Origin of the sequence: Cumulibacter manganitolerans (genome assembly GCF_009602465.1) — a bacterium.
Lineage (GTDB): Bacteria > Actinomycetota > Actinomycetes > Mycobacteriales > Antricoccaceae > Cumulibacter > Cumulibacter manganitolerans.
The window spans coordinates 87,138-108,948 of sequence record NZ_WBKP01000003.1; the positions used below are offsets into that span (position 1 = coordinate 87,138).

General features: G+C 70.3%; 20 protein-coding genes. 15 read left to right on the forward strand and 5 right to left on the reverse strand.

What is annotated here, in order from left to right; translation table 11 throughout:
• The first annotated feature begins 46 nt into the window (after positions 1-46).
• From F8A92_RS01895 to F8A92_RS01935, 9 genes are all read left to right on the forward strand, one after another.
• A complete protein-coding gene (locus F8A92_RS01895) occupies positions 47-316 on the forward strand; it encodes a DUF6112 family protein (protein WP_051723506.1) in 270 nt (89 codons plus the stop codon).
• A 70-nt stretch (positions 317-386) separates the two neighbouring features.
• Positions 387-1,715 (forward strand): type IV secretion system protein, encoded by a 1,329-nt coding sequence (locus F8A92_RS01900; protein WP_228389116.1) that lies wholly within the window; start codon positions 387-389, stop codon positions 1,713-1,715.
• A gap of 6 nt (positions 1,716-1,721) precedes the next feature.
• Complete coding sequence (locus F8A92_RS01905) at positions 1,722-3,191, forward strand: SCO6880 family protein (protein ID WP_153502853.1); 1,470 nt, start codon at positions 1,722-1,724, stop codon at positions 3,189-3,191.
• A 49-nt stretch (positions 3,192-3,240) separates the two neighbouring features.
• Positions 3,241-4,038: a hypothetical protein gene (locus F8A92_RS01910; protein WP_153502854.1), complete on the forward strand. Its 798-nt coding sequence runs from the start codon at positions 3,241-3,243 to the stop codon at positions 4,036-4,038.
• 41 nt (positions 4,039-4,079) lie between these two features.
• Complete coding sequence (locus F8A92_RS01915) at positions 4,080-4,526, forward strand: hypothetical protein (protein ID WP_153502855.1); 447 nt, start codon at positions 4,080-4,082, stop codon at positions 4,524-4,526.
• The gene (locus F8A92_RS01920) at positions 4,523-6,007 is read left to right on the forward strand and encodes an ATP-binding protein (protein WP_153502856.1); all 1,485 of its coding nucleotides are present in this window, start codon (positions 4,523-4,525) and stop codon (positions 6,005-6,007) included. The genes F8A92_RS01915 and F8A92_RS01920 overlap by 4 nt, the downstream gene beginning before the upstream one ends.
• Positions 6,008-6,181: 174 nt before the next feature.
• Positions 6,182-6,700: a hypothetical protein gene (locus F8A92_RS01925; protein ID WP_153502857.1), complete on the forward strand. Its 519-nt coding sequence runs from the start codon at positions 6,182-6,184 to the stop codon at positions 6,698-6,700.
• Positions 6,697-8,475: a type IV secretory system conjugative DNA transfer family protein gene (locus F8A92_RS01930; protein ID WP_228389117.1), complete on the forward strand. Its 1,779-nt coding sequence runs from the start codon at positions 6,697-6,699 to the stop codon at positions 8,473-8,475. The genes F8A92_RS01925 and F8A92_RS01930 overlap by 4 nt, the downstream gene beginning before the upstream one ends.
• Positions 8,476-8,555: 80 nt before the next feature.
• Positions 8,556-9,143 carry a hypothetical protein gene (locus F8A92_RS01935; protein ID WP_153502858.1) on the forward strand — a complete coding sequence of 196 codons (588 nt, stop codon included), beginning with the start codon at positions 8,556-8,558 and terminating at the stop codon, positions 9,141-9,143.
• Positions 9,144-9,251: 108 nt separating this feature from the next.
• Here F8A92_RS01935 and F8A92_RS01940 read toward each other — a convergent pair whose 3' ends face one another.
• Positions 9,252-10,787 (reverse strand): recombinase family protein, encoded by a 1,536-nt coding sequence (locus F8A92_RS01940; RefSeq protein WP_153502859.1) that lies wholly within the window; start codon positions 10,785-10,787, stop codon positions 9,252-9,254.
• A 36-nt stretch (positions 10,788-10,823) separates the two neighbouring features.
• Here F8A92_RS01940 and F8A92_RS01945 point away from each other — a divergent pair, with 36 nt between their 5' ends.
• Entirely contained in the window at positions 10,824-11,345 is a 522-nt protein-coding gene (locus F8A92_RS01945) for an ATP-binding cassette domain-containing protein (protein WP_153502860.1), read from the forward strand.
• A gap of 68 nt (positions 11,346-11,413) precedes the next feature.
• On the forward strand, positions 11,414-12,220 hold the full coding sequence (locus tag F8A92_RS01950; RefSeq protein ID WP_228389118.1) for an enoyl-CoA hydratase-related protein: 807 nt from the start codon (positions 11,414-11,416) through the stop codon (positions 12,218-12,220).
• Here F8A92_RS01950 and nucS read toward each other — a convergent pair.
• The gene (gene nucS, locus F8A92_RS01955; protein ID WP_153502861.1) at positions 12,217-12,873 is read right to left on the reverse strand and encodes an endonuclease NucS; all 657 of its coding nucleotides are present in this window, start codon (positions 12,871-12,873) and stop codon (positions 12,217-12,219) included. The genes F8A92_RS01950 and nucS overlap by 4 nt on opposite strands.
• Before the next feature lie 108 nt (positions 12,874-12,981).
• On the opposite strand from nucS, the gene F8A92_RS01960 reads away from it, so the two are divergent.
• The 4 genes from F8A92_RS01960 to F8A92_RS01975 are packed head-to-tail and all read left to right on the forward strand — an operon-like array spanning position 12,982 to position 18,263.
• Entirely contained in the window at positions 12,982-14,445 is a 1,464-nt protein-coding gene (locus F8A92_RS01960) for an aldehyde dehydrogenase family protein (protein ID WP_153502862.1), read from the forward strand.
• Between the two features lie 55 nt (positions 14,446-14,500).
• Positions 14,501-16,285, forward strand: coding sequence for a 3-hydroxyacyl-CoA dehydrogenase family protein (locus F8A92_RS01965; RefSeq protein ID WP_153502863.1), 1,785 nt, complete (start codon positions 14,501-14,503; stop codon positions 16,283-16,285).
• A gap of 3 nt (positions 16,286-16,288) precedes the next feature.
• Positions 16,289-17,962 carry a fatty acyl-AMP ligase gene (locus F8A92_RS01970; RefSeq protein WP_153502864.1) on the forward strand — a complete coding sequence of 558 codons (1,674 nt, stop codon included), beginning with the start codon at positions 16,289-16,291 and terminating at the stop codon, positions 17,960-17,962.
• A complete protein-coding gene (locus tag F8A92_RS01975) occupies positions 17,949-18,263 on the forward strand; it encodes a hypothetical protein (RefSeq protein WP_153502865.1) in 315 nt (104 codons plus the stop codon). Before F8A92_RS01970 ends, F8A92_RS01975 begins: the two co-directional genes overlap by 14 nt.
• Before the next feature lie 85 nt (positions 18,264-18,348).
• On the opposite strand, the gene F8A92_RS01980 is transcribed toward F8A92_RS01975, so the two are convergent.
• The 3 genes from F8A92_RS01980 to mce all read right to left on the reverse strand — a co-directional run bounded on the left by F8A92_RS01980 (position 18,349) and on the right by mce (position 21,754).
• A complete protein-coding gene (locus F8A92_RS01980; protein WP_153502866.1) occupies positions 18,349-19,761 on the reverse strand; it encodes a coiled-coil domain-containing protein in 1,413 nt (470 codons plus the stop codon).
• A gap of 110 nt (positions 19,762-19,871) precedes the next feature.
• Complete coding sequence (gene ccrA, locus F8A92_RS01985) at positions 19,872-21,209, reverse strand: crotonyl-CoA carboxylase/reductase (RefSeq protein ID WP_153502867.1); 1,338 nt, start codon at positions 21,207-21,209, stop codon at positions 19,872-19,874.
• A 122-nt stretch (positions 21,210-21,331) separates the two neighbouring features.
• Positions 21,332-21,754: a methylmalonyl-CoA epimerase gene (mce, locus tag F8A92_RS01990; protein WP_228389119.1), complete on the reverse strand. Its 423-nt coding sequence runs from the start codon at positions 21,752-21,754 to the stop codon at positions 21,332-21,334.
• Between the last annotated feature and the right edge of the window lie 57 nt (positions 21,755-21,811).

Here is a 21,811-nt window from a genome sequence, read left to right on the forward strand (position 1 = left end):
TACCTCGCCGCCACAAGCCATCCGCCCACGCGAGGGAGTAACCGCCGTGATCGACATCGACCCCAACAGCAACGGCCTGCCCGGCATCGAACAGCTCCGCACCATCGTCGGCGCCGTGATGACGGTCGGCCTGATCCTCAGCGTCCTGGCGCTGATCGTGAGCGCGATCGTGTGGGCCTACGGCGCCAACAGCTCGAACCCGCACCTGGCGGGCAGGGGCAAGCTGGGCGTCCTCATCTCCTGCGGCGCCGCGGTGATCTGCGGCGCCGCGGTGACGCTCGTGAACTTCTTCTGGAACGTCGGCCAGGCCGTATAGGGCCGCCGGTCACAGCAGGAGATTCGTGATGGGTGTCTGCGACGTTCCCGTGATTTCGACCGTCTGCGACGTGGCCGGCGAGGCCGCCGCGACGGTCGTGGCCGCCCCGTTCGACTGGCTCGCCCAGGCGATGGGCGGCGCGGCCGGCTGGCTGATCGAGGCGATGTGGGCCGTGTTCGACACGACCACGCTGGTCGATGTCCAAACGGACGGGTTCACCAGCGTCTACAACCTGATCTTCGGCATCGGGGTCTTCCTCGTCCTGATCTTCTTCTGCCTGCAACTCATCACCGGGCTGATCCACCGCGACCCGACCGCGCTGTCCCGCGCCGCGCTCGGCGCGGCGAAATCGGTGCTGGGCGCGTTCGTGGTCGTCACGCTGACCGCGCTCGCGCTGGAAATCGTGGACCAGCTCTGCATCGGCATCATCCAGGCGTCCGGGGAGACCACCGGGACGATGGGCGACAAGATCATCCTGCTCGCCGCCGGGCTGAGCGGCATCAATATCGCCGCGCCCGGCGTCGGTGCGATCGTGACGATTTTCCTGGCTGGGCTGATGATCGCCGCCGTCGCAATCGTCTGGTTCAGCCTGCTTATCCGCAAGGCGCTGCTGCTGGTCGGCGTGGTGCTGGCACCGATCGCGTTCGCCGGCGCGTCCTGGGACGCCACCAAAGGGTGGATCGGGAAATGGGCGGCGTTCGTGATCGCCCTCATCATCAGCAAGCTCGTGCTCGTCGTCATCTTCTTGCTGGCGATCACGCAGATCGCCACCCCGATCGAGCTGGACATCGCCGCTGTCACCGAACCGATCACCGGCATCGTGCTCATGGGCATCGCGGCCTTCGCGCCCTACATGGTCTACCGCTTCGTCTCCTTCGTCGGCTTCGACCTGTACCAGCAGATGGGCACCGAGCAGGAGGCCAAGAACGCCCTCAACCGTCCCGTCCCGATCCCGTCCAAGACCCAAGGCGGCGGCGAGCCCAAGAAGGTTCTCGAAGACCCCAACGGCGGCGGGTCTGGCGGTGGCTCGGGCGGCACGCCACCGCCCACGACTCGCGCACCTGCCGCGGGTGGCGGTGGTGCGGGCACGGCCGGAGCCGGAGCGGCGACCGGGGGTGGAGCGGGAGCAGGCGCAGAAGCTGGCGCGGGAGCGGGGGCCGGTGCTGCGGCCGCGGGACCGGCGGCGGCGGTCGTTGTCGGAGCGCAGGTCGTCAAGGGCACCGCCGAAGCCGGCCCGAAGGCGGGCAAGGCGGTCGCGGGTCAGGCCGAGACCGCAGCGGGAGCGGCCGACGAGCGCGGTGGCGGCACGCCGCCGCCCCAGACGCCGCCGCCCTCGACGCCGCAGCCGCGAACTCCGGCGCCGCCCAAGTCCGGGCCGCCGCGGACCGGGAAGGAGTGATCGGCCATGCCCACGGCGACGGAACGAAAGACGCCCGGTAGCGAGCTGACGCCGATGAAGTTCAGCCGGCTCACCCGCCGCGGGGTACTGCTCGGCCTCTCCGTCTCTCAACTCATCACCCTCGGCATCGGTGGACTGGCGCTGCTAGCCGCGTTCTACGGCGGCGCCGGGATGCTGCTGGCCTACACCGCCCCGATCTGGCTGCTCGCCGTGGTGCTGACCTGGGTGTCCATCGCCGGGCGGCCGATGGTCGAGTGGCTCCCGGTCGCCTGCTGGTGGCTGTGGCGCTCGACCGGCGGGCAACTGCTCTACCGGCGTCGGATCGTCAAGCCTCGACCGGCCGGGAGTCTCGCGTTGCCAGGCGACATGGCCCGGCTGCGGGAGCACCTGGACCGCGAGACCGGGGCGTGCATGATCCACGACCCCCGCCAGGCGACCTTGACGGTCGTGACGGAAGTGACCCATCCGGCATTCATCTTGCTGGACCCCGGAGAACAGGAGCGCCGCGTCACCTCATGGGGACGGGTGCTCGCCACGGTCTGCCGCTCCGGGAGGATCGCGACCCTGCAAGTGCTCGAACGGACCCTGCCGGACTCAGGTAGTGGGCTGGCCGAATGGTGGGCCGAGCACGGCACCGACGACGGCTCCTGGGCCGCGACCACCTACCGTGAGCTGATCGAGCGGGCCGGCCCCGCCGGGGAACGGCACGCCACGACCGTCAGCCTCTCGCTGGACATGAAGGTCGCGGGTCGGCAGATCAGGACCGCCGGCGGCGGTATCCGCGGTGCCGCCGCGGTGCTCCGGCAGGAGATGGCGACTCTGGTCGCCGCGCTGCGGTCTGCGGACTTGACCCCTTCGGGGTGGCTCGGTCCCGGTCAGGTCGCGGTGATCTTGCGCTCGGCGTATGACCCGGCCGTGGCCGCCACCTTGGAGCGGCACGGGCGGCTCGGGCAGGAGCTTGCCGCAGCCGGCCCGGTCGCGGTCACCGAGACCTGGGGCAACCTGCGCACCGATTCCGCGTGGCACACCGTGCTGTGGGTCTCCGAATGGCCTCGCAGCCTCGTTTATCCGGGGTTCCTCGCGCCGGTGCTGCTGTCGACCGGCATCCAACGGTCGGTGTCGCTGATCTACACGCCTATGCGCTCGGACCAGGCGGCCCGTGACATCCGTAAGAAGAAGGTCGAGCACATCTCGGATGCGGCCCAGCGCGCCCGGATCGGGCAGATCGAGGACGCCGCGCAGACCGCGGAATACCAGGACGTGCTGCAACAGGAAGCCGACCTGACCGCCGGCCACGGCGTGCTGCGCGTCTCCGGCCTCATCTCCGTCTCCGCCCCCCGCCTCGACGAGCTGGAAGCCGCGGTCGCCGCGATCGAACAAGCCTCGATCCAAGCCTCCTGCGAGACCCGAAGGCTCGTCGGCCAGCAAGCGGTCGCGTTCACGGCGGCCGCGCTGCCGCTGTGCCGCACGGTGTGACCGGCGCGCTCACCTGGCAGGCATCCCACCCCGTTGAAGGAGGCCCGTGATGCCGACATACACGAACCCGACCAGCGATGCCAGCGATGCCTACGAGGCGTTGCGCGGTCTGGCTCACGCCAGCCGTAGCTTCGAGGACCCGTCCGAGACCTACGTCGTGATCGGTGAACTGTTGGGCGGGCTGCGATCGCTGCGGCAGGTGCTCGACCAGCTCGCCGCCGCCCATCTGAGCCGGCAGCATCACGTCACCGACGAGTCCCGCGAGTACAGCGGCGGTGCGGCCGAGGCGCTGGCCGCAGCGGATGAGCTGCTTCAGGCCGGCACGCTCATCGACCAGGCCGACGACCGCCTCAGCGCGGCCATGACCCACTCGGGCCGGATCGTGTGGAACCCGCAGGACCGGATGGTGGAGCGGTGGGTCGGCGTCGTGTTCCTCCAAGGTGAGGAAGCCGACCGGGTGATCGACCTCATCGACGCCCACGGGGTCGAGGCGGGGATCGAGCATCTGTCGGCGTGGGACTACGGCGAGGAGACCACGAACGCCGCCTTGGAGAACGGCGACGTTCACGACACCGCCCCGGTCTATCCCGGTGACCGGCAGGCCGAGACCGGCGACTACGCGATGACCTACAACCCGATGGCCGGGCACGTCGCCCTGTACCGGCGGCACCTGATCCGCGCCGAGGACGCCATCGACAAAGAAGCAGGGGCGCACGTCCCGGCCCGCCGCCCGACGACAGGCCGTGAGCGAGAGACGGCCGGGCGGCGTAGCGCCGTCCGTGACGGCGGCTGGTTCGAGTATCCCGGCGTTGCCGCGGTCAAGCAGGCCCGCGGGCTGTCGCTCTGACGTAGCCACCACCGAGACGCGTCGGCGCGCACCTGCCCGCCATGAACAGCGCAGACCCCGCCGCTCCGATGTCCCGGCAAGTCGGGACGCTCACCTTGACCGTCTGGCCGGACTCGCCGCTGGGCGAGCACCAGCGACACGCCTACCTCATCGAGGACACCGCGACCGGGCAGACGATCGACGGCCGGGACCTGTTCACCGGCGCCCGCGCGATGCGCGACCTCGCCGCCTACCTGACCGCGGCCGGCGACGCCCGCCAGTACGCCATCGACAACCCCGGCAGCAGACCCGAGCACGAGGGCCTGTTTCCCGGATGGGTCGCTGAGGCCGCTCGCCAGAACGCGGACGCGCTGGCCCTGCTCGGCATCGAGGACCCGCCGCAGCCCAAGCCGGACACGCCACGGCAACCTCGCCCGGCGCCGGACTCGTCATGGTTCGACCGCCCCGCCGGCGGTTGTGTCTCCGGGACGCGGGGGCGGTCGTTGTGAGCCGGGGCGAGAAGCTGCATACCGCTGTCCTCGTCGCTCCCGCCTCGGAGCGGCGCCGGCTGCGCAAGCAGCGGCGGCAAGCCGCCGCCCGCCTCGTCGCCGAGCAGCGTCACGTCGAGAAGGAAGCGGCCCAGGCCAAGGCCGCCGCCGAACGGGCCGAACGCCGCGCCACGGTCTACCTGCCCGCCGCCGGCGAGCCCGGTCCAGCGGCGCTGAGGACACCGGGCCGCTTCCGGGTACCCCGGCATCAGGACACCAGCGCCGTGCTCGCCGGGCAGTACCCGTTCCTGGCCGAAGCCGGGCTCGGAGCCGCGGGAATCTTCATCGGCCAAGACCTCTACAGCGGCTCGTCGTTCGTGTACGACCCGTGGGAGTTGTACCGCAGGGGCATCATCACCGCGCCGAACCTGATCTTGGCCGGGATCGTCGGCTCCGGGAAATCGTCGCTCGCCAAGAGCCTCTACACCCGCAGTCTGCCCTTCGGGTACCGCGTCTACGTTCCCGGCGACCCCAAAGGCGAGCACTCCGGCGTCGCGGAAGCAGTCGGCGGGAAAGCGATCATCCTCGGGCACGGGATGGGCAACAGGCTCAACCCATTGGATGAGGGCTACCGGCCCGGCGGCCTGTCCGACCAGGAGTGGGCCACCACCCTCGCCGCGCGACGCCGCGATCTGCTCGGAGCCTTGACCGAGACGGTGCTGGATCGGCGACTGGCGCCGTTGGAGCACACCGCGATCGACACCGCCCTGGCCGGCGCGGTCCGCGACGCGGACGTGCCGATCCTGCCGATGGTGGTCGACCGGCTACTGCGCCCCGACCCTGCCGACGACCCGGACGGCCGGCTCACCGAGGACGGCCGCCAGGTCGGCCACGCGCTGCGCCGCCTCGTCGCCGGGGACCTGGCCGGCCTGTTCGACGGTCCGAGCACCGTCAGGTTCGACCCGTCGCTGCCGATGGTCAGCCTCGACCTCTCGCGCGTCACCGAGAACAGCACGCTGATTTCGGTGCTGATGACCTGCTCGTCGGCATGGATGGAAGCCGCACTGCTCGACCCCAACGGGGGCCGCAGATGGGTCGTCTACGACGAGGCATGGAGGCTCATGTCCCACCCGGCGCTGCTGCGGAGGATGGACGCGCACTGGCGGCTGGCGAGGCACTACGGGCTGGCGAATCTGCTCGTGTTCCACAAGCTCACCGACTTGGAGAACGTCGGCGACGCAGGATCGGCGAACCGGGCGCTGGCGAACAGCCTGCTGGCGAACGCCGAGACCAGGATCGTCTACCGGCAGGAGACCGATCAGCTCGGCCCGACCGCCATCGCGCTCGGGCTGACCGGCACCGAACGCCGCCTGCTGCCCGGACTCGGCACGGGGCAAGGGCTCTGGCGGATCAAAGACCGGGCCTTCGTCGTGCAACACCAACTCCACCCCGCAGAACTCGCCGCGTTCGACACCACCGCCCGCATGACCGGCAAAGGCTAGAAGTTCCCCGGATTCCTGAACGTTCGTCGGGATTCCTGACGGTTCATCGGTCGGACTGACGGTTCCTCGGGATCGCTGAACAGTTCCTCCCGGAGTCGTGACCGGCCCGGCCGGGAACCCCGCGCGCCCCGCGGCCCTCGACTGTTGCCGGTGGGTGCGCGTGCACCTGGCGGCATGAGGAAACCCGAGCCGCAACCTGAGCCTGTCCCGGTCTCCATCCCGCTGGTCGTGCTCGATGTGCGCGAGGACGGCACCGTGACCGTCACCGTCGACGGGAAACGGCTGGACCCCGACCCTTTCGCGCCGCCGTGGCGACGATCCTCGTTCGGGCCGATCATCGACCGCGCCACGAACGACCGGACGACACCGGCCAGGGTCGAGGTCCGCGAAGCGGACGGCACGACCTTCACCGACATCATCGCCGCCCGCCGCCGGCGTTCCCGCCCCGAGCCCGAACCGGAACCGGAGGCGCCGGCCGGGCCGGTGTTCCACACCGTCGAGGGCGAGGGATTCGTCCCCGGCGAGGACGTGGCGGTCGCCGTCGTCACCGGGCACACCGACGCCGCCCACACCGGCACCGCCCGCGCCCTCATCGACCCGGCCGGAGTCAGTGTTGACCACGCCGGCGGGGTCATCGAGATCATCCTGTTCGGCCGCGTCTCCGGCACCACGATCATCCGGCGACTGCCGTGAACGAGCAGGGCCGGCAGACCGGCTCGTTCGGGGACGAACTGACCAACGCCGCGATGATCGGGCTGGTCGTCCTGTTCGGCGTCGCGCTGATCCTTCGCGCCGCTGGATCGGTGGCCGCATTCCTGACCGGCACCTCCCAGCCGGCCGGCGATCCCGCCTCCGGGGTCGAAGTGCTGTTCCGACCGGGCGACCCCGCTGCGGCGCTCGACGCGGACGGCCTGAACCCGGTCGTCTACTGGATCGTCGCCGGGCTGCTGCTCGCCGGCCTCGTCACCGGCGGGCTATGGGCGTGGCTGCGGCTGCGCCGCCACACCCACCGGATCGAAGCCGACCCGCGCCGCATGGCCGGAATCGCCACCCGGCACGAAGTCGCCGCCGCTGCGTCCGAGAAGGCGCTGCTGCGCCGCGCGGGAAACCTGCGCCCCGGTCTGAGCGACCCACGGCCGCAGGACGTGGGCTACCGGCTCGGCACCTCCAAGGGCACCGGCGTGTGGGCCTCGGTCGAGGACTCGATCATGGTCATCGGCCCGCCCCGCTCCGGGAAGGGCCTGCATCTGGTGATCCCGGCCATCCTCGACGCGCCCGGCGCCGTCGTCGTCACCTCGACCAGACCGGACAACCTCACCGCGACCATGCGCTCCCGCCGCCGGATCGGCCCCGTCGCGATCTTCGACCCGCAACACTTGGCCGAGGGCCTGCCCGCCGGTCTGCGCTGGTCACCGATCCGGGGCTGCGAGTCACCACAAACGGCGATGATCCGCGCCACCGGGCTCGCCGCCGGTACCGGCCTGTCCGCAGGCGGCGTCGACGGCGGAGGCTTCTGGGAAGGCAAGACACGGGCCGCGCTCCAAGCCCTGCTGCACGCGGCAGCGATCGACAACCGCCCGCCCGCCGAGCTGTTCCGATGGACTCTCGATCCGACCGCGGCCGCTGACGCGGTGGCGATCCTGACCGGCTCCACCCAGGCTGCGACCGGGTGGGCCGAGTCCTTGGAAGCGATGATCGACTCCGACCCCCGCACCCGCGACTCCATCTGGCAGGGCGTCTCCCTGGCTCTCGGATCGCTGGCCGACCCGCGCGTGCTCGACGCCGTATCACCCGGCCCCGGTGAGGGCTTCGACCCCGAAGCGTTCATCCGCGACCGCGGCACGTTGTTCCTGCTGGCAACCGGGTCCGGTGCCGGAGCCAGCGCCGCGCTGGTCGCCGCGCTCGTGGAAGACCTCATCGAGACCGCCCGCCGCCTGGCCGCACGATCGGCCGGCGCCCGGCTCGATCCGCCGATGCTGCTGGCGCTGGACGAGATAGCCAACCTCTCGCCATTGCCGTCGCTGCCGACACTGATGGCCGAAGGCGGCGGATCGGGGATCACGACCATGCCGGTGCTCCAATCGCTCGCGCAGGCGCGGGACAAGTGGAACGAACACCAGGCGAACGCGATCTGGGACGCCTCGATCGTCAAAGTCATCCTCGGCGGGGCTTCCAACAGCCGCGACCTGCAAGACCTCAGCGCCCTGGTCGGCGAGCGCGACGAATACACCGACTCCGTGACGCTGGGCGACCACGGCAGCCGCTCCAACCAGCGCTCCGTGCGCCGGGTGCCGATCTTCCCACCCGACCGCATCCGCCGGCTCCCGTTCGGGACCGGGATCGTGCTACTGCGCTCCGCACCCCCGATCGTCACCGACCTGCACCCCTGGCCCAAGCGCCCCGACGCCGGCCAACTCACCGCCGACCGCGCCGAGATCGAAACCCTGCTCCGTCGCTCCGACACCTGAACACCGGTCGCGACAAGGAGCACCTGCCCGCCACAACGGCCCGGCACGAACCGGCGCCGGAGAGCAGACAGGAGCACAGCATGTCCGACGAACCCCACGGCGACGCCACGACGAACGACGTTCCCGACTCGGATGTGGACCAGATGGACGACGACGGCTACGACGAGCCGCTGATCGCCGAGCCGCCGCACCCGATCAACTGGAACCTGCTGAGCGCCGACGACGCCGAGGCCGAGTGGTTGGAGCTCAACCGCTGGGTGGACTGGCTGCGCCACACCTACGGGCTCCCCACCTCCGTGATCCCGCCCGCCTGGCATATGCACCCCGAGCTGCTGTGGGAGCTGAGCGCGCTGCACCTGCACTGGCTCTGCGCCTACGACCCCGACCAGAACGGCAGCGCACCGCTCGGCTGGCACCGCGACTTCGCCGACGCCCGCCAGCGGCTCCGCGAATGGGTCGCCGCCTGCGGCACCCGGCTCGACCACGACCGCCCCACCCGGCAGACCGTCTGGCCCGGCGAGGAACCCGGCAACCCGATCGAGGACATCCCGATCACCGACCGCGACGCCGAGTTCGTGGAGTTCGTCATGGCCGACGTCCAGGCCCGCCGCGAGGCCGAGGAAGCGTTCTACCGCGACCTCGACCCGGACACCGGAGAAGTGTCGTGAGTTCCTGCATCGAAACGAAGGAAAGCGCCGAGGTCGCCGACCTCCGTGAGAGAGGCAGGAACCTCGGCGCTTCCTTTCTGCCGCTGTCGAGCGATCAGGCCGACTCGATCAGGGCTGCTCTGATCGAGTCCATCGGTACTGCTCGTGAGGAACGAAACGCGGAGCGATCTTGATGCGGTTCGGGTCGAACTTGCCGCCCAACTGCGGTGCCTTGACCACGCGAATGTCCAGCAAGAGCTTGACGATCCGTCGCTTCTCCAACAGGTCCAGCCGCTCCCACGCGCTCTCAATGTCCTCGGCCTGCAAGAGCCGAAGCACGTCGTCGGCGGATACCGGAGGCACCGTCGCCTTCGCCGCCTGCTCAATCTCCGGGTTCAGACGCCGCTCGATGCTCGACAGCATCGTGAGGCTGATCCTGCCTGCGGCGTATTCCTCGGCGGCCTGATCGAGGCGCTGGCGAAGCCGCGCCACTTGTGCCTCGGCCTCCTGGACGCGCTCGTGCCAGTTCTCGCTTGGCCCAGCGATCACCGCCAAGCTCTCGGGCTTGGCGAGCCAGCCCAGCAGGGCGCCAACCACGTAAGCATCAGTGCGAGGGATGTCGATACTGATCCTTCGGCATCCGACAGTCGGGCAGGCGTAGTTGTCGCGTCGCGTCCCGTCCTTACGCGGCACCATCCCGTGCAGACGGACCAGCGGCCCCGAGCAGTAGCCGCACTTCGCGATGAACGACAGCAGCCACTTCGGATGGCTGTGGTTGTCCTCTTCGACGTACCGGGTACGGCGTGCTCGATCTTCGAGCACCCGGTTGACCTGCTCCCAACGGTCACGAGGGATGATCGCCGGCCAGTCCGCCTCACCGATCACCTTGCCCTGATACTTCCGCAGGCCGGCGATCGTCGGGCTCCTGAGCATCTGCCGCAGCGTCGAGTTCATCCAGCCGCGCGAGTGGTCAGAAGTCGGCTTCATCGGAGTCGGAATACCGGCCTTGTTCAGCCGGGTCACGATCGCGTTCATCGGAACACCACTCAGAATCTCGTCCACGGCGTTGACGATGATCGCGGCCTTCTCCGGGTCGATTTCCTGACGGAGAAGCACCCCGGTGTGCTCGTCATAAACGCGGCGGTAGCCGAACGGAAGACGACCGTGTGGCCTGCCCTGCTGCGCGTGCAGGCGCACCGTGCGGAGCTGTCGCTCCCGGATCACCGCGGCGTCCTTCTCGGCGGTCAGGAACTCCAAACCCATCATGAACGCATCGTCGCTCCGGGCGAAGTCATAGACCCGTCCCTTCGTCAGATACAGCACCCCGGCCTCCTGGCAGGCGGCGCGGAGCTGGACGTAGGCCAACAGCTCGCGGCCCGCACGCGACGGCTCCCAAGTCACGAAGGCGTCATACTGCTTCGACGCGATCAGGCGCAGGGCTTCCTCGAAACCCTCGCGCTCGCGGGTGCGCCACTGCGAGGCGGAGCGGTTGGCGTCGGTGATGACCTTGCCGACGTGCCACGTCTGCTGGTCGCACCAGGAGCGGCAGTCGGTCTCTTGATCGTCGGTGGATCGCATGAGGTACTGGCGATCCATCGAGGCTCGGGTGTAGATGAGAGCATTGACCTCATCATCGGTCGGTCGAGTGAGTGCTTGCGTTTTCATGGCGATCAGGTGCTCCGTGCTGTACGGGGTTCCTGATTGCTGGGTGAGCCGACCAACGACCTGGACGTCGACACCCTCACCGCACTCGAGGACCTGCTCGACGGCTGGCCGGGCACGCTGCTGGTGGTCTCGCACGACCGCTACCTGCTCGAGCGGGTCACCGACGACCAGCTCGCGGTGCTCGGCGACGGCACGCTGCGGCACCTGCCCGGCGGGGTGGGGCAGTACCTCGAGCTGCGCAAGCACCAGCTCGCCGCGTCGGCGGGTGCCGGGGCGGCCGGCTCGGCTACGGCCTCCGCCACGACCGCGCCGGCCGCCGGCGGGACGGCGAAGGCCGGCTCGGCGGAGCAGCGCGAGGCGCGCAAGACCCTCGCCCGGATCGAGCGCCGGCTCGAGGCGCTCGCCGTGCAGGAGAAGAAGCTGCACGGCGATCTCGCGACGCACGCCAGCGACTTCGAGAAGGTCCGCGAGCTGAACAAGCAGCTGCGGGGCATCGAGGCCGAGCGCGACGACCTCGAGGAGCAGTGGATGGCCGCGGCGGAGCTCACCGCCGACTGACGGCCAGCCGGACGCCGGCACTGGGACCGAATTGACAGCCGTGTCGGGTGGCGGTCTACATTGGGGTCATGACTGAGCTAGCCGAGCGCACCGACACCGCAATGCCGACCTTCGAGAACGTGCGCCTCGAGCGCGCGGATCAGGTCATCACGCTGACCATGACCCGCGCGAAGCGTCGCAACTCGCTGTCCGAGGATGCCATGCGCGACATCCTCGCGGCCCTCGACCACGTCGCCACGACGGACGCCCGCATCCTCGTGCTCGCCGGGGAGGGACCGGTGTTCTCCTCCGGCCACGACTTCGCCGACATGATCGGTCGTGACCTGCACTCGATGCGGGCGCTGCTGCAGCTGTGCACGGACATGATGACCCGCATGCACACCATCCCGCAGATCGTGATCGCCCGGGTGCACGCGCTCGCGACGGCCGCCGGCTGCCAGCTGGTGGCCAGCGCCGACCTCGCCGTGGCCGCCGAGTCGGCCGGGTTCGCCGTACCCGGCGGCAAGGGCGGCTGGTTCTGCCACACGCCCAACGTGGCCGTCGCGCGCAACATCGGCCGCAAGCACCTGATGGAGCTGGCGCTCTCCGGTGAGCCGATCGACGCCAAGACCGCCGAGGCGTGGGGCCTGATCAACTACGCCGTCCCCGACGACCAGCTCGACGCCAAGCTGGACGAGCTCATCGCGAAGATGTCGCAGGGCAGCTTCACCGCCAAGGCGCTGGGCAAGCAGGCGTTGTACAACCAGATCGACCGGCCCGAGCGCGATGCGTACCTGTACGCCATGGAGGTCATGGCGAGCGCCTCGCAGACCGATCACGCGCGCGAGGGCATGAGCGCGTTCGTGGAGAAGCGCAAGCCGGTCTGGCCCCGCTAGAACAGCCGCTCGGCCGGGTCGCTGAGGCCGCGCAGCTCGTCGTAGTCCGTCACGACGCACTCGATGCCGCGGTCCTCGGCGAGCGTGCGCGCCTGCGGCTTGATCACGTTCCCGGCCAGGACGCCGCGCACCGGTGCGATCTTCGTGTCGCGGTTGAGCAGCTCGAGGTATCGGGTGAGCTGCTCGACCGCGGAGATCTCGACGACCCGCTTGACCTCGATCGCGACCGAGCCCCGCGCGTCCTTGCACATGATGTCCACCGGCCCGATCGGGGTCGGGTACTCACGGCGCACGAGCCGCAGGCCGCTGCCGAGGGCGTCCAGATGCAGCGCCAGCAGCTCTTGCAGGTGCGCCTCCACGCCGTCCTTCGTCAGCCCCGGGTCGACGCCGAGGTCGTGCGAGGTGTCCGCGTGCACCTCGTGGATCGTGATCACCAGGCTGTCGCCGCTCTTGGCCTTCACGGTCCACTCGCCCTCGGACTCGACCAGCCGGCACGGCGGCGACATCCAGTTCAGCGGCTTGTACGAGCCCGAGTCGGAGTGCACCAGCACCGAGCCGTCGTTCTTGACCAGCAGCAGCCGCTTCGCCCTGGGCAGGTGGGCGGACAGCCGTCCGGCGTAGTCGACCTCACAGGTGGCGATGACGAGGCGCATGGGCTCATTCCGGGACGGCGGATCGGGGCGCGCCCGAGCGTACACGGTGCGCGATAATGGAACGATCCCGCTCGCTACCGGCGAGTAGCCCCAGGACTGGAGCCCGGTATGGCCGACACCTTCGACAGTCTCGACCCCGGCACCGGTGACGTGCTCGCCACGTTCCCGGTGTGCGGCGCCGACGACGTGCGCAGCGTGGTCGACGACGCGCGGGAGGCGGCTCGCTGGTGGGCGCAGGTGGGCTTCGCCGAACGCAGGAAGCGGCTGCTGGCGTGGCGCAGCCTGCTCTCGGGACGCCTCGAGGAGCTCGCCGAGCTGGTGCACGCCGAGAACGGCAAGCCGCGCGAGGACGCCGTGCTGGAGATCGCGCTGGCCGTGGAGCACGTCGACTGGGCCGCCAAGCACGCCGCGAAGACGCTCGGCCGCCGGTCGGTCTCGCCGGGCCTGCTCAGCGCCAACCAGGCGGCCAGCGTGCGTTACCTGCCGTACGGCGTGGTCGGCGTGATCGGGCCGTGGAACTACCCGGTCTTCACCCCGATGGGCTCGATCGCCTACGCCCTCGCGGCCGGCAACGCCGTCGTCCTCAAGCCCAGCGAGCACACCCCGTCGGTCGGGGAGTGGCTCGTCCGGTCGTTCACCGCCGTGGTCCCCGAGCAGCCGGTGCTGCAGCTGGTCACCGGCCTCGGGGAGACCGGTGCCGCGCTGTGCACGTCCGGTGTCGACAAGATCGCCTTCACCGGCTCGACGGCCACCGGCCGCAAGGTGATGGCGGCGTGCGCGCAGACGCTCACGCCGGTGCTGATCGAGTGCGGCGGCAAGGACGTCGCGATCGTCGACGAGGACGCCGACCTCGAGCTCGCGGCGCAGTCGGCGGCGTGGGGCGCGTGCTCGAATGCGGGGCAGACCTGCGTCGGCACCGAGCGGGTCTACGTGCACGAGAAGGTCTACGACCGGGTGCTGCACCGCATGGTGGAGATCATGCGCGAGCTGGAGCCCGGGGCGGGGGAGGGCGCATCGTACGGCCCGATGACCATGCCGAGCCAGATCGCCGTCGTACGCCGGCACATCGACGCCGCGCTCGCGGACGGCGGCACGGCCGTGCTCGGCGGACCGGAGTCGATCCGTCCCCCGTACATCGGGCCGGTGGTGCTCGCGGAGGTGCCGGAGTCGAGCGCGGCGGTGCAGGAGGAGACGTTCGGTCCGGTCGTCGTGGTCAACAAGGTGGCGAGCATGGCGGAGGCCGCGGAGAAGGCGAACGCCACGCCCTACGGGCTGGCGGCCTCGGTGTTCTCGCGGTCCCGCGGCGAGCGGATCGCCGAGTCGCTGCGCACCGGCATGGTCTCGATCAACGGGGTGCTGTCGTTCGCCGGGATCCCCTCGCTGCCGTTCGGGGGCGTCGGTGACTCCGGCTTCGGACGCATTCACGGTGAGGATGGTCTCCGTGAGTTTGCCCGGCCCCAGGCAGTTGCTAAGTTGCGTGTACCGATTCCCCTCGTCGTCACGAGCTTCGCGCGCAAACCGTACGCCGTCCGCCTCGTCGCTGACATGCTGCGCCGCCGGTTCCGCGGCTGAGCGGCTCGGCACTGACGTCAACAACCTGTCCCACCGCATCAAACTGGAGTTACTTGTGGCACGCGATTTTTCCGTCGTCGGCGTGGTCGGTCTCGGCACGATGGGTGCCGGGATCGCCGAGGTGTTCGCCCGGTCCGGCATCGAGGTGGTCGCCTTCGAGCGCGAGGACGAGGGCCTCGAGCGCGGCAAGGGGTTCATCAGCCGGTCGATCGACCGCGCCGTCGCGCGGGGGAAGGTCGACGAGGCGACCGCCCGTACCCAGCTCGAGCGCATCCAGTTCACGACCGACTGGCAGGACTTCGAGCGCTGCGAGCTGGTCATCGAGGCGGTGCCCGAGCAGCTGGACATCAAGCTCGAGGTGTTCAACAAGCTCGACGAGGTGTGCCCGCCGGAGACGATCCTGGCCACCAACACCTCGTCGCTGTCGGTCACCGAGATCAGCGTGTCGACCAAGCGCCCGCACATGGTCGTCGGCATGCACTTCTTCAACCCGGCGCCGATCATGAGGCTGGTCGAGATCATCCACACCGTGGTGACCGACGACCACGTCGTCGACGACATCCGGGCGCTGTGCACCCAGATCGGCAAGACCGGCGTATCGGTGGCCGACAAGGCCGGCTTCATCGCCAACGCGCTGCTGTTCGGCTACCTCAACCACGCGGTCGGGATGTACGAGGACCGGTACGCCACCCGCGAGGACATCGACGCGGCGATGCGGTTCGGCTGCGGGCTGCCGATGGGACCGCTCGCGCTGATGGACCTGATCGGCATCGACACGGCGTACGAGATCCTCGACACGATGTACCGCCAGGGCCGCAACCGGATGCACGCCCCGCGGCCGATCATCAAGCAGATGATGTCCGCGGGTCTGCTGGGCCGCAAGTCCGGCCGCGGCTTCTACACGTACGAGCAGCCCGGCTCGCCGAAGGTCGTCGCCGACCGGCTCACCCCGAAGGCGGAGGACGACGCGGCGAGCGGCGTCGCGCTCGCGGGCCGGAAGATCGGCGTCATCGGCTCGGGGACGATGGCGACCGGCATCGTCGAGGTGCTCGTGAAGGCCGGGTTCGCCACGACGTACGTCGCGCGGAGCGAGGCCAAGGTGGACGGTGTCCGGTCCGCCATCACCAAGTCCATGGACAAGGCCGTGGGCCGCGGCAAGATGCAGCAGGAGGCCGCCGACCAGGCGCTCGCGCTGGTCACCGGAACGACCCGGCTCGACGACCTGGCCGACTGCGACATCGTCATCGAGGCCATCGCCGAGGACCTGCACATCAAGCAGGTGCTGTTCTCCAACCTCGACGAGATCGTCAAGGACGGCGCGATCCTGGCGACCACCACGTCGTCCCTGCCGGTCATCGAGCTGGCCACCCAGACGGCGCGCCCGGAGAAGGTCGTCGGGATCCACTTCTTCAACCCCGCCCCGATCATGAAGCTGGTCGAGGTGGTGCACACGGTCGCCACCGACGAGGAGACCGTCGAGACCGCCGTCGCGCTGAGCAAGGCCATCGGCAAGCACCCCGTGCTGTGCGGCGACCGCGCCGGCTTCATCGTGAACGCGCTGCTGTTCCCGTACCTCAACGACGCGATCAAGATGTACGAGAACAACTACGCCACGGCCGACGACATCGACGCCGCGATGAAGGTGGGCTGCGGCTACCCGATGGGGCCGTTCGAGCTGCTCGACACCGTCGGGCTGGACGTCTCGCTGGCCATCGAGCAGACGCTGTTCCGCGAGTTCCGCGAGCAGGGCATGGCGCCCGCACCGCTCCTCGAGCACCTCGTCACCGCCGGGTTCCTCGGTCGCAAGACCGGCAAGGGCTTTCGGGACCACCGCCGGTAACGCATGAGCGCCCTGCTGGAGCAGATGGTCCGTACCGCCCGCGCGCAGCCCGCCCGCGGGTGGCTGGAGACCAAGCGCGCGGACGGCGCCTTCGGCCGCTCGAGCTGGGCCGCCGTGCACGCCGACGCGACGCGCGCCGCCGCGGTGCTGCGCTCGCGCGGCGTCGGACCGGGGGACGCCGTCGCGGTCTTCATCGGCGACCCGCGGCACGTCGCGGTGACCGTGCAGGCCTGCTGGCTGCTGGGTGCGAGCGCGACGATGCTGCACCAGCCCACGGCGCGCACCAACCTGGCGACCTATGCCGCCGACACGGCCCGGATCATCGCCATGATCGGGGCGGTCGCGCTGGTCATCGGGCCGCCTTACCTGGCCCTGGGAGAGCACTTCGTCCACCTGGCGGACGACGGCGCCGCGGCGATCGTCACCACCGACGAGCTGGCCGCGGGCGAGGCGTCGATCGAGCCGGACCCCACGGTCGCCGACGAGGAGGCGGTGGCGCTGCTGCAGCTCACCTCCGGCTCCACCGCCGAGCCGAAGGCGGTCACCATCACCCATGGCAACCTGATCAGCAACATGCGCGCGATGGTCGAGGCCAGCCGGATCACCGACGCCGACGTGATGGTCTCCTGGCTCCCGGTGTTCCACGACATGGGCATGGTGGGATTTCTCTGCGTGCCGATGGTCTTCGGCTACCGCCTCGTCAAGGTGACCCCCAGCGACTTCGTCGCCAGCCCGACGTCCTGGATGCGGCTGATCAGCGAGCACCGGGCCAGCATCACGGCGGCCCCCAACTTCGCGTACGGCGTCGCCGCGCGCGCCCTGCAGAAGGCCGCCGACCTGGACCTGTCGACGCTGCGCATCGCGCTCAACGGCGCCGAACCCATCGACCCCCGCACGGTCGAGCTGTTCTGCAGGGCGGGTGCCCGGCACGGGTTGCGGCCCGAGGCGGTGCTCTGTGCGTACGGCATGGCCGAGGCCGCGCTGGCCGTGTCGTTCGCGCCGGTCGGGCGCGGCCTCGTGACCGACACGGTCGATCCCGAGGCGCTCGGTGTGCGCAAGGTTGCGGAGCCGGTCGACGCCGGTGGATCGACGTTCGCGCGGCTCGGGCCGCCGCTGTCGGGGGTGCAGGTCGAGGTGCGCGGCCCCGGCGGCGAGCGCCTCCCGGAGCGGCACGTCGGCACCATCTTCATCCGCGGCGACGCGGTGACGCCCGGCTACCGGACCGTCGACGGCTTCCGCTCGGCGCGGGACGCCGGCGGCTGGCTGGACACCGGCGACGAGGGCTACCTCGTGGACGGCGAGATCGTCGTGTGCGGCCGGGTGAAGGACCTCATCATCCTCGCCGGCCGCAACATCTACCCGGTCGACGTCGAACGCGCCGCCGAGCGCGTCGAGGGCATCCGGCGCGGGAACGCCGCCGCCGTCCCGGTGCAGGCCGGCACCCGCGAGTCGTTCGCGATCGTCGCCGAGTCGACGTACTTCGACGACGGCCCGGAGGCGCGTCGCATCGAGCAGGAGGTCCGCCTCGCGGTGCACGCCGACCTCGACGTCCGCCCCGCGCGGGTGATCCTGATCGCGCCCGGTGGCATGCCGAAGACGCCGTCCGGCAAGATCCAGCGGGTGCGGGTGCGCTCGTACGTGCAGCAGGCGATGGGTCGCGGCGATGCCCCGGCATAACCGCAGGAGCAGCGAGCCCGAGCGCACGTCGTCGTTCGGCGGCGTGTTCGGCGGAGCCGTAGTGGTCGAGTGGCGCGGGGAGCCGTGGCGGGTCATGCCGATCACCGGCGCAGCGGCCGCGAAGGAGTACCGGTGCCCCGGCTGCGACCAGGTCGTCCGCGTCCGTCAGGGGCACGTCGTCGTCTGGTCGGAGTACGACCGGACGGGGGAGGACCGGCGGCACTGGCACACCGGTTGCTGGGCAGCGCGGGACCGACGCGGGCCCGGCATCCAGCGCTCCGGGCGCGCGCCGCGGCGATGACGCACGAGTGGCGTCGGACGCGGCGCGTGGCGACGTCCTCGGCTTCTGGGAGGTGCGGTCGTGGCCCGGCCGGAGGTCGCGCCGGCTAGCGACCGCGACGCTGACGGATCGCGCTGACCTCGATCGTGCGCTCGCGGTCGGTGGCCGCCGGCGAGCTGCCGCGGCGGCGCGCCAGCAGGATCCGCGGGTGCCCCGCGCCGGGCTTCTCCTCGCCGGCGCCGTCCTCGTCCGGTGCCGGCGCGGCGGAGGGGGCATCCTCCTCGGCCGGGTCCTCGGCGGAGGAACCGCCGGCGGGCTGCTCCGCGGGCTGCGAGGTCGCGGCGTCGTCCGCATCCTCGTCGCGCGCAGCGTCGACCGTGACGTCGTCCGCCTCGTCGACGTCCGGCGCGTCCGCCGTCGTCACCGCGTCCGCAGCGGGAGCCTCCTGCTCGGGCGCGCTGCCGTGCGAGGTCCCATCGGTGCCGGGGGCGACGTCCTCGCGCCCGTCGGCGAACAGATCGGGGTGCCGGGGCTCGGCGGCGCGCGGCGCGTCGACGTCGCGATCGGCCGCGAGCTGCTCGGGCGCCTTCGCGAGGTAGGCGGGCACCTTGGCGACGATCTGGCCCACCTGGGTGATCTGCTGGGCCAGCGCCGAGCGGACGTGCTTGAGACGGTTGACCTCGTCCTCGGCGCGCTCGACCATCGTGCGGGCACGCTCGTTGGCCTCCGCGATGGTCGCGGAGGCGTCGGCGTAGGCCGCCTTGAGCATCGTGTCGGCCTCGTCGCGCGAGGCCTGCAGCCGCGTCGCGGCCTCCTCGTGCGAGGCCTTGATGCGGCCGTCCGCCTCGGCGCGGGAGGCACGGTCGCGCTCTGCCTCCTCCTGCTGCGCGGCGCGCCGGCGGGCCTCGAGGGTGAGCTTGAAGTCCTCCTCGGCCTCCAGGCGGCGCGCCTCGGACTCCGCCAGCAGCGCGGCCGCCTGGGACTGGGCGCTGCTGAGGTGCTCCTCTGCCTGCTTGCGGTGCTCGGCCAGGTGCGCGGCCGCGTCGGCCCGGGCGCGCGCGAGGTGGTCGTCGGCCTCGGCGTGCCGGTCGGCGACGTACTGGTCCGCCTCGGCGCGGGCACCGGCGATCTCCTGGTCGGACGTCGCCTTGTCCTCCGCGGCCGTGGCGCGCAGCTGCTCGGCCTCGGCCTCGGCCGCCCGACGGATCTCGGCGGCCTCCTCCTCGGCGAGCCGCAGCATGGACGCGATGCGGCCGCCCATCGTCTCGAAGGTGGGTGCCTGGTTGTCGCGCAGCTGGTCCTTCAGCTCGGCTAGGTCGGCGGCCCGCTTTTCGGCCTTCTGGCGTTCCTCGCGCGCCGTGGCCACCGCCTGGTCACGTTCGGCGACGAGGGTGCGCAGGTCGTCCTGCAGGCTGCGGATCATCTCGTTGACGTGGTTGCGCTCATATCCACGCATCACGATCGGGATGTCCATGGCGGGCGCGCCCAGGGGGATGAGGTCGTCGTTGTCAGCGTTCATGAACCCTCTATCGCAAGCTGGATGTGTCAGATCAGCAGGCACAACTCTATGCCCGCGAACGTCAACCTCCGATGAGGCGAGGCCGGGCGCGCCCGGCCTCGCCCGCCCGCTCAGAGGTTGCGGAACCGGTTGATCTTGTCCTCGAGCCGACCGCGCATCTCCTGGTCCCGCACGCCGAGGCCCTCCTCGGGCGCCAGGCACAGGACGCCGACCTTGCCCTGGTGGGTGTTCTTGTGCACGTCCAGCGCCGCGTCACCGGTCTGCGCCAGCGGGTAGACCTTGGACAGCGTCGGGTGGATCAGACCCTTCTCGATGAGCCGGTTGGCCTCCCACGCCTCGCGGTAGTTGGCGAAGTGCGAGGAGACGATGCGCTTGAGGTTCATCCACAGGTACCGGTTGTCGTACTCGTGCATGTACCCCGACGTCGAGGCGCAGGTGGTGATCGTGCCGCCGCGCTTGGTCACGTAGACCGAGGCGCCGAACGTCTCGCGTCCGGGGTGCTCGAAGACGATGTCGATGTCCTCGCCGCCGGTGAGCTCGCGGATCTTCGATCCGAACCGCTTCCACTCGGCGGGATCCTGGGTGTGCTCGTCCTTCCAGAACTTGTAGCCCTCGGCCTTGCGGTCGATGACCAGCTCGGCGCCCATCGAGCGGCAGATGTCGGCCTTGTCGGGGGAGGACACGACGCAGACCGGGATCCCGCCGCCGTTGAGCACCATCTGCGTCGCGTACGAGCCGAGGCCGCCGGAGGCGCCCCAGATGAGGACGGTGTCACCCTGCTTCATGCCGGCACCGTTCTTGGAGACCAGCTGGCGGTACGCGGTGGAGTTCACCAGGCCGGGGCACGCCGCCTCCTCCCAGGTCAGGTGCTTGGGCTTGGGCATCAGCTGGTTGCTCTTGACCAGCGCGATCTGGGCCAGGCCGCCGAAGTTGGTCTCGAAGCCCCAGATGCGCTGCTGCGGATCCATCATCGTGTCGTCGTGGCCCTGTGGGTCCTCGAGCTCGACCGACAGGCAGTGCGCCACCACCTCGTCGCCGGCCTTCCACTTCGTGACGCCGGGACCCACCCGCAGCACGACGCCGGAGACGTCCGAGCCGACGATGTGGTAGGGCAGGTCGTGGCGCTTGGCCAGCTCGCTCGTGCGGCCGTAGCGCTTCAGGAAGCCGAACGTCGACACCGGCTCGAAGATCGACGTCCACACCGTGTTGTAGTTGACCGAGGAGGCCATGACGGCGATCTGCGCCTCGCCGGGGCCGAGCTCGGGGGTGTCGACCTCCTGCAGGTGCAGGCTCTTGCGCGGGTCCTTGTCCCAGGAGGCCAGGCCCTGGAACATGTTCTGGTCCTCCTCGCGGACCACGATCGCCTCGTACTTCTTCGGCACGTCGATCTTGGCGATGTCCTCGTTCTGCCCGCTCATGATCGCGTCGAGGATCTGGTTCATGGACATGGTTCTGCTCCTGGCTCTGGCGCCGCGCAGGCGGCATCCGGTGTCGTGATTGCCGTCAAGAGTAGGCTACCGGCGGGTAACCAACCGGCACGGCAGTGCGGTGCGGTGGACGATGCGGGCGACTAGTGCGCCGCGTCGGCGGCCGGCTCGACCAGCTCGACCAGCACGCCGCCGGCGTCCTTCGGGTGGATGAAGTTGATGCGAGAGTTCGCGGTGCCGCGCTTGGCCTCGGGGTAGAGAAGCCGTACGCCGCGCTCGCGGAGGGTCGCGCTGACCTGGTCGATGTCTTCGACCGTGTAAGCCATCTGCTGCATGCCAGGCCCGTTCTTGTCCAGGAACTTGGCGATCGTGCTCGACTCGTCGAGCGGGGCGAGGAGCTGGATGCACGAGCCGGAGTCACCGACGGCCATCATGGCCTCGCGGACGCCCTGCTCCTCGTTGGTCTCCTCGTGCACCAGGGCCATCCCGTACACGCTCCGGTAGAACTCGATGGCCTGGTCGAGATCGGTGACAGCGATTCCGACATGGTTGATCTCGGTGAACACGCGTGCTCCTTCGCAGGGGGAATGACCTCGGATGAAACTAGCAAGACCGAACCGGAT